Here is a 7,570-nt window from a genome sequence, read left to right on the forward strand (position 1 = left end):
ATACTGAACGGTATCACCAAAGCTTGGATTATAAAAAGCCAGCAGAAGTATATTTTTATAACTAGCCTTTGACCAAACTTAAATGTTAGCAAAAAATGGTCTTGACAATGGGGTCCACTTTAGTGCTACAGCCTGATAACATAAATATACTGCTAACTGCAAGTGCTGAGACCATCAGAATAGTGACAAAATGTCGATTTAAAGATTTATCAATTTTCATAGTAATTCCTCCTTTAAAATTGTTTAATATAATTATACATCAAGAATGTGACGAAAATATGTTTCATGATTAAGTTGCTCTATGAAAATAAAATATTTTCATCTAACATTCAACCTGACCACACAACCCTGCCAAATTCAAAAAACATCTAAATTGACCACTCACAAACACATGTTATCTAAACTGGCCACACACCAAACTATGAAATCTAAATTGCTCTGTCACGTTCAAAATCATGCCTTTGGACTTGTTTCCACGAGTAGATATTTTTACGATTTCAACACTTCGAATTTTCACGCTAAAACCCCGTAAATCCTTTATTTCAAGCCTTTTTCACACACTCACTCTTTTACCCTTGACATCAATACTACCGTCTCCACATGGCTCGACCGTATGTTTTTAATTACAACAACCGCACATTTTCAACCTATTGGTTCGGTAGATACAGTCCACACTTTTTTCCTGTTCGGTAGATGCAGTCGACCAATAATGTCCGTTTGGTAGAATGGTCAATGATAAATTGGAATCAGTTAGTTACTTGTATTCACTCGGAATAGGAATATTAAATCTCTCACACAATAGTTTTACATCATGCACATCATTTTCATCATGCTCATATCCCAAGTGAAATAATACTTGATTTTCAGCATCAATACATCTTACTATTTTATCGCCTATTTTCCCAATGCCACTAAACACTTCTGGAGGATATGCTTCTCCTTCAAAAACAATGTATCCTTGTTCGTTGAATTTAAATATATGAAGATCAATTATCCTGCCTTTAGCATCTTTCCAAACGGCGTGAGATACGGTGGTATATGATTCTGTAACTTCAGTAAATCCTTTTTCTTTTAATATTTCAATAAACTTTTTACTATTACTTTCTCCCACAAATAAATCAATATCGTTGTGTACTCTTGTTTCTTCTTCTAATAGCGCATCTACTCCCCAACCGCCATCTATCCAAATGTTAATTCCATTTTCTTCAGCATATGTTATTATCTCAATGGCATCTGTTTTATTTACCATGTAATCCCTCCGTTCAAATTACCATTTCTACTTTTACAATTGTATTGTTTTTGTTGCAACATTTTCACAAAATGTACTATCATGCTCAACAAACAAAATTGTAGGTTCATGTTCAATTAACAATTTCTCAATCTGCATACGAGAAATGACATCAATAAAGTTCAATGGTTCATCCCAAATATACAAATGTGCTCGTTCACACAGACTTTTAGCAAGCAATACCTTTTTCTTCTGTCCTCCACTAAAATCCTCAATATTCTTTTCAAACTGTTCTCTTGAAAAATCAAGTTTTCTTAGCAGCGATTTAAATAAGCTCTCCTCAATACGGTGTTTATCTGCATACTCAGATAAGTTACCATCTAAATCCGAAGTATTTTGTGAAACATACGAAATAATTAACCTATTATTCCTTTTTACAATTCCACTATGGGGGATGTCCTCTCCATAAATTAATTTCAATATGCTTGATTTTCCGCTGCCATTCTTCCCTTGAATAGCAATCTTTTCACCTTGCTCTATAGTGAAACTTACTCCTTCACAGACAATTCTATCATCATATTCAATTGCAACATCTGTAAGTTCTACAAGTTTTTTGTCATAGAAAGTAAGCGGTGCTATTTTTAAGCTTTCATTAGATTCAATATTTTTAAGGAGCTTTGATTTTTCATCAATCATATCTTGTTGTCTAGATTCTATATTTTTAGCACGCTTCATCATTTTTGCTGCTTTGTGTCCAACATAACCTTTATCTAATTTACTCCCTGAATTAGTAGTTCCATGCTTGCTGCTTTCCACACTATCTGACCATACAGTTGTACGTTTCGCTGAACTCGAAAGTCGGCCGATATCCTTTTTCAATTTTTCATTTTCTGCTAATTCAAAACTATCTTGTAATTCTTTGTTTCTCCACCATGAAGAAAAGTTTCCTCTCTGTATTTCAATATTAGTTTTGTTAATTGCTAGAATATGATCAATACAATTATCTAGAAAAGCTCTATCATGTGAAATCAGAATAAATCCTTTCTTTTTTGCCAAGTAGCTACTGAGCTTTTTTCTACCTTCTGCATCCAAATGATTTGTAGGCTCATCAATAAGAAGAAATGAGTTTTCCTTCAAAAACATTGCAGCAAGCAAAGCTTTGGTCTGCTCACCTTTTGATAGTGTATTAAACTGTCTATATAAAACATCATCATCTATATCCAACAAGGATACTTCTTTCATTATTTCCCAATCCATTGAATTGGGACTGATTTCCTTTATGATATCTATGGTAAAACTTTCTGGATCCTGCATCTCATAAGGAAAATATTCAAAAGTTACATTAGCTGATATACTTCCATTATATTCGTATTTCCCAAGCAAAAGATTTAGAAAAGTAGTCTTTCCTCTTCCATTTCTTCCGGTAAAGCCCAATTTCCAATCGGTATCAATTTGAAAACTTACATTTTCAAAAATATTATCATAGCTACCTTCATAAGCAAAGGTTAGGTTTGTAACATTTATTAAAGACATATTTTTGTCCTCCTCTGTATTTAATAGTATAAATAACAAAGTCAGAACAATAGGCGACCTTGTTATTACTCCATATAGGTATCGCCTGCAGTGTCCGACTCTATATGGAGATTATCATGTGTTAGCAAAGTGTCTTTATTTATCATAATGTTATTTGTCCTCCTTATTCGAATTATTTATAAAAAAGAAAGAGCCGCAAGAATTAATTATTCTTACAGCTCATAGGTATACATAGTTAAGCTAATCATTTTAGCATAACATAAGTGTATATATTAAGAGAAAAAAGAATAACTTTCTTGCATAAGCACAACAAAACAAACAGAACGCACCTGTCTATCTTTGTATTAAATGTACTTTAAAATTAGCAAGAAAAATTAATCATTTTTTCACCTCAAATTTCAATTTTTATCATTATACTATAATAGGTCAAAAAAGTCAATAAAGAGTGAATCGAAAAAACCGCCAACCAAGAGAGGATTAATCTCCTAATTGGCGGTCTGTATCCAAGTTATGCTTATACTTCTACTTCAATTCCTGACTTAAACCTCACAACCAAGTTGTTTTCAAATATAGTTGCTTTCTCAACTAAGAGCCTTACCAACTCTTCATCGTAATCAAGGCTCTGATCTGCATGGTTTTCTATAAATTCCATCATCTCTGTAATTCGGTCTTTTTCGCCTTGGCTTTCCGCTTCCTCTGTAAGGATAGTTTGCTTTCTTTCGCTAAGTGCCTGTATTTCATCAGCAAGGTTTTCATAGTCTTTGCCGGAATTAGCATAGCTGATGAGTTCCATCTGTTTCTCTTCCATTTGCTTGTCAATGTTGGCAATAGCCTGTTCATTTTTCTCGCAGACCACTGATTCTATATTCTCTCTCAAAACTGCAATCATCGATTCGCCACCGCCAAGAACTTGGTTAAATGCCTCTGCCACTGTGGCATGGAGGTCTTCCTCCGAAATTGTCCTTGATGTGCAACCTTTAGGTCCCTCTTCCAATCGTGTAACGCATCTCCACACAGTAGACTTCTTGCCACGATTGTTCCAATAAGTCCGCCTATAAATGTCTCCGCAATCACTACAAAAGGTGATGGAGAATAGTGCATACTTACTGCTATATATCCTCCTCCTTCCTTCTTTGCCTTTGAATAAAAGGCTCCTGCGTTTCATTTCTTCCTGTACTTGCAGCTATAGCTCTCTTGGGATGATAGCCTCGTGATTATTCTCAACATAATATTGTGGAACGATGCCTTCATTTTTGACACGCTTTTTTGTTAGGAAATCCACCGTGTAAGTTTTCTGTAACAGTGCATCTCCCATGTACTTTTCGTTCTGCAGTATCTTTTGGACTGTTTCCGGTCTCCATTTCGGATTGCCCGCCGCTGTGTAAATTCCGTCTTTCATCAAACCCTTACAAATTCCTGCGAGGCTCTCGCCCTCAAGGTACTCTCTGAAAATTCGCTTTACAACCTCAGCACCTTTTGGCTCAATGATAAGGTTTCCATCCTCGTTCTTTGTATATCCAAGAAATCGGTTATGGTTGACCTGCACTTTGCCTTGTTGGTATCTGTATTGAAGACCAAGTTTAACATTCTGTGAAAGTGACTGACTTTCCTGTTGTGCTAAGGACGCCATAATGGTTAGGAGCACCTTACCCTTGGCATCCATTGTATTAATATTTTCCTTTTCAAAATATACCGGAATGTTCTTTGCCTTTAGGTCACGAATGTACTTTAGACAATCTAAGGTGTTACGGGCAAATCGGCTGATAGACTTGGTAATAATCATGTCAATGTTACCAGCCATGCATTCATCTATCATACGGTTAAACTCATCACGCTTTTTCGTGTTTGTGCCTGAGATACCATCATCAGCAAAGATGCCTGCGAATTCCCATTCAGTATTTTTCCTAATGAAATCTGTGTAATGCTCCACCTGTGCCTCGTAACTTGTAGCCTGTTCATCTGTATCCGTAGAAACACGACAGTAAGCTGCAACTCTGAGTTTCGGTATATCTTCTGTTGCTACTGTGTTGCCAAGCCGCTTTCGAGCCGGAATGACAGTAACATTTTTACCTATATTCATATTAGCCATCAGTTCACCTCTCTTTCTATCAGACTGTACATATATTCAGCTTGTGCAAAAGGATCATCAAAAAACTTCGTCTGTCTGCCCATCTTAAATTGTGTTTGTGGAGTAGGGGGTAACGGCTCTTTATATTCCTTTATTCTTCCAAGAGCCAATGCCCGTCTGCGTATTTCATTATTTGCCTTATTAAAAATGTCGCTATCAACAATGGCAGGGTAATAATCATCCCCAACATAACGCTCATTTTGTAGCATTCTCTTTGCCGAAGCGTGGTACAAGTTAAGTCCTGCTTTTTCGGCAGCCACTGTAAGAGCCAACCCAGAGTTATAACCTTCAAAGAGTTCTTTTACTTGACCTGCTGCCGTTTCATCTATAACTGCCTTACCGCCTTCAATGCGGTAACCATATGGTGTATGTGTCATTAATCCACCAGCCTTTCTTTTAAGGAAAGACCGCATTTCATTTTAAATACAATCTCCTCCCTGGAATTTACAACTATCTCATCTACAAAATCCTCAAAAACATTATCGTTAAATTTCAATGCCATTCTGTTTCTGCTACAGAACCTTATGAGCCTTTGGGTTTCATCTATCTTTGATGCATTACCGCTTACCGCATAAGATATATGTTTTTTCTCTGTGGCAAGCCGAGCAAACTCACTTAATAATTCCGTATTCTGCTTTGTAAACAGTCCCGGATTTAAAAGTCCCTTTGACATAAGTTCCATAAGCACATTACGCTGATTCTCGTTCTTCTCAATCCGTTCTTCAATTTCAGTTATCTTCTTTAGATAAGCTTTCTCATCAATATTTCTCAACCCTTGCATAAAGGGTTTGAGAATCATATCACAGGAAAAAATCAGTTTGTTTAACATCGTTACAAATGCAGCCTTGATATCTTCATCTTTGATGAACTTCATTGAGCATTTAACTGTGTGATCTATGTGTTTTGTACAGCACCAGGCGATATACTCGTTCTTTCCAGAATAATGAATACGTCTTTTGAAACGGGAACCGCACTCTCCGCAGGTTATTTTGCCGGAGAATACATACCGCTTTTGGTATTTGCCTTCTTTTTAAGAACACCCTTTTCCAGGCCACGCTGTTCCATAACATGTTGTGCCTTGTCAAAATCCTCATGGCTAATAATAGCCTCATGGTGGTTTTCAAGAAGGTATTGATTTTCTTCACCGTAGTTTATGTGACGGTTAAAATTGCTGTCAGTATAGGTCTTTTGAAAGATAACATCGCCAGTATATTTTTCGTTCTTCAGAACACCTTGAACCGTCGATGGATGCCATATCGTTCCTCGCTTGGATGGAATACCTCGCTCATTTAATTCCTTTGCTATGAGGAATGCACCTTTACCGTTAATGTACTCATTAAAAATGGTGCGGACAATTTCTGCCTCCTCAGGCACAACCTTCATCTTGCCATCAGCATTTATGTAACCGTATGGAGGGTAGGAAATTATAAAGGTGCCGTTTATAAAGTGTTTCTGGATAGCCCATTTACTGTTTTGTGAAATGGAAACAGACTCGCTTTCAGCAAGACCACTTAGTATGGAGAGCATTAACTCACTTTCCATAGAACCTGTATTAATGTTTTCTTTCTCGAATTGAATGAACACACCGACATCAATTAGCCTTCTTACCATTTCCAAGCAGTCGGTTGTATTCCTTGCAAAACGGCTGATTGACTTTGTAAGTATAAAATCAATTTTGCCTTGCTCAGCATCCGCAATCATATCCAAAAGACCGGTTCTGTTATCTTTCTTAGTACCGCTCAAGCCTTCATCATAATAAAGACCCGCAAACTCCCATTCTGGGTTCAATTTAATGTAGCTTTCGTAGTGCTCTTTCTGTGCCTTTAAACTTACCAACTGGTCATCACTGTTTGTAGAAACTCTGGCATAAGCAGCAACACGAAGTTTTCTCTTTGAACTAGCTGCTATATCTTCAACTTTGAACATCTTTTTCATCATCTCACCTCGCTTTCGGTATATGATATATTCGCTCTAAAAGTCAGTAATAGCAAGTGTTTTAAGGCATTATCTTTGCTAAAACAGGTGAGAATTTTTTACGATTCAGCTCTGTAATTTTGTCGAATTCATCCAGTGAAATTAACTCCGCAGATAAAAGCTGTTTAAGTATTTTTTGAGCCATATAGTAATCAGCCTCTTTCTGCATCTGGCTGTTAGTCATCTTCATTGCTTCACCATGTATTTGGCTACTATCTGTGACTTGAAAAATATTCATAAAAAAACACCTCCTACCTGGTAGCCACGGCGGGAGGTGAAATCTGATGTTTTACCTAATCTTTTTTATAAAAATCGCATTCATAACCATCGACATTAAGGAGCAACCCCTTTGCCCAGGGAGGCACTCTGCTCATCTGCTCACATACGCTATCTATTGACATTCGAGGGTCTGCCTCAATAATTACTTCATCATGCACATGAGCCACTATGTTACACGTTCGGAGTGTTTTCATGGCATACATCAAAATATCACGGGAGATTGCTTGAACAATATTCTCTACAAATTTGGGCCCATAGCTTTCGATTCTTTCCCATTTCTTTGTTCCGCCTACACCTTCATAAAGTCATCATACATAATTCCTACCTTTCTTCTTTTGGTAGTACTATATATCACTCGTGAGGCACATAATAGCAAGTCATTTATTATACAAAGATGAAGATAATTATCCGACTACTTTTTCTTTGAG

General features: G+C 36.7%; 8 protein-coding genes and 1 pseudogene. All 9 read right to left on the bottom strand.

What is annotated here, in order from left to right; genetic code table 11:
* Positions 1–754 precede the first annotated feature (754 nt).
* Positions 755–1,249, bottom strand: a complete 495-nt coding sequence (locus tag RVY80_RS10030) for a nucleotidyltransferase domain-containing protein (protein WP_317330516.1) — start codon at positions 1,247–1,249, stop codon at positions 755–757.
* Positions 1,250–1,282: 33 nt separating this feature from the next.
* The gene (locus RVY80_RS10035; protein WP_317330518.1) at positions 1,283–2,761 is read right to left on the bottom strand and encodes an Lsa family ABC-F type ribosomal protection protein; all 1,479 of its coding nucleotides are present in this window, start codon (positions 2,759–2,761) and stop codon (positions 1,283–1,285) included.
* A gap of 514 nt (positions 2,762–3,275) precedes the next feature.
* On the bottom strand, positions 3,276–3,926 hold the full coding sequence (locus RVY80_RS10290) for a recombinase zinc ribbon domain-containing protein (RefSeq protein WP_459350133.1): 651 nt from the start codon (positions 3,924–3,926) through the stop codon (positions 3,276–3,278).
* 18 nt (positions 3,927–3,944) lie between these two features.
* Positions 3,945–4,850: a recombinase family protein gene (locus RVY80_RS10295; protein WP_459350134.1), complete on the bottom strand. Its 906-nt coding sequence runs from the start codon at positions 4,848–4,850 to the stop codon at positions 3,945–3,947.
* Positions 4,850–5,266: a recombinase gene (locus RVY80_RS10045; protein ID WP_317330519.1), complete on the bottom strand. Its 417-nt coding sequence runs from the start codon at positions 5,264–5,266 to the stop codon at positions 4,850–4,852. The genes RVY80_RS10295 and RVY80_RS10045 overlap by 1 nt, the downstream gene beginning before the upstream one ends.
* Positions 5,266–5,763 carry a hypothetical protein gene (locus tag RVY80_RS10050; protein WP_317330520.1) on the bottom strand — a complete coding sequence of 166 codons (498 nt, stop codon included), beginning with the start codon at positions 5,761–5,763 and terminating at the stop codon, positions 5,266–5,268. Before RVY80_RS10050 ends, RVY80_RS10045 begins: the two co-directional genes overlap by 1 nt.
* A 6-nt stretch (positions 5,764–5,769) precedes the next feature.
* Positions 5,770–5,877 (bottom strand): annotated as a pseudogene (locus tag RVY80_RS10055) (recombinase zinc beta ribbon domain-containing protein); the annotation flags it as partial.
* Positions 5,874–6,827, bottom strand: a complete 954-nt coding sequence (locus RVY80_RS10060) for a recombinase family protein (RefSeq protein WP_317330522.1) — start codon at positions 6,825–6,827, stop codon at positions 5,874–5,876. The pseudogene RVY80_RS10055 and the gene RVY80_RS10060, both read right to left, overlap by 4 nt.
* Before the next feature lie 58 nt (positions 6,828–6,885).
* Complete coding sequence (locus tag RVY80_RS10065) at positions 6,886–7,101, bottom strand: SHOCT domain-containing protein (RefSeq protein ID WP_317330523.1); 216 nt, start codon at positions 7,099–7,101, stop codon at positions 6,886–6,888.
* Positions 7,102–7,570: the final 469 nt, after the last annotated feature.

The sequence above is a fragment of the Veillonella absiana genome (assembly GCF_032970865.1).
GTDB lineage: Bacteria > Bacillota > Negativicutes > Veillonellales > Veillonellaceae > Veillonella > Veillonella absiana.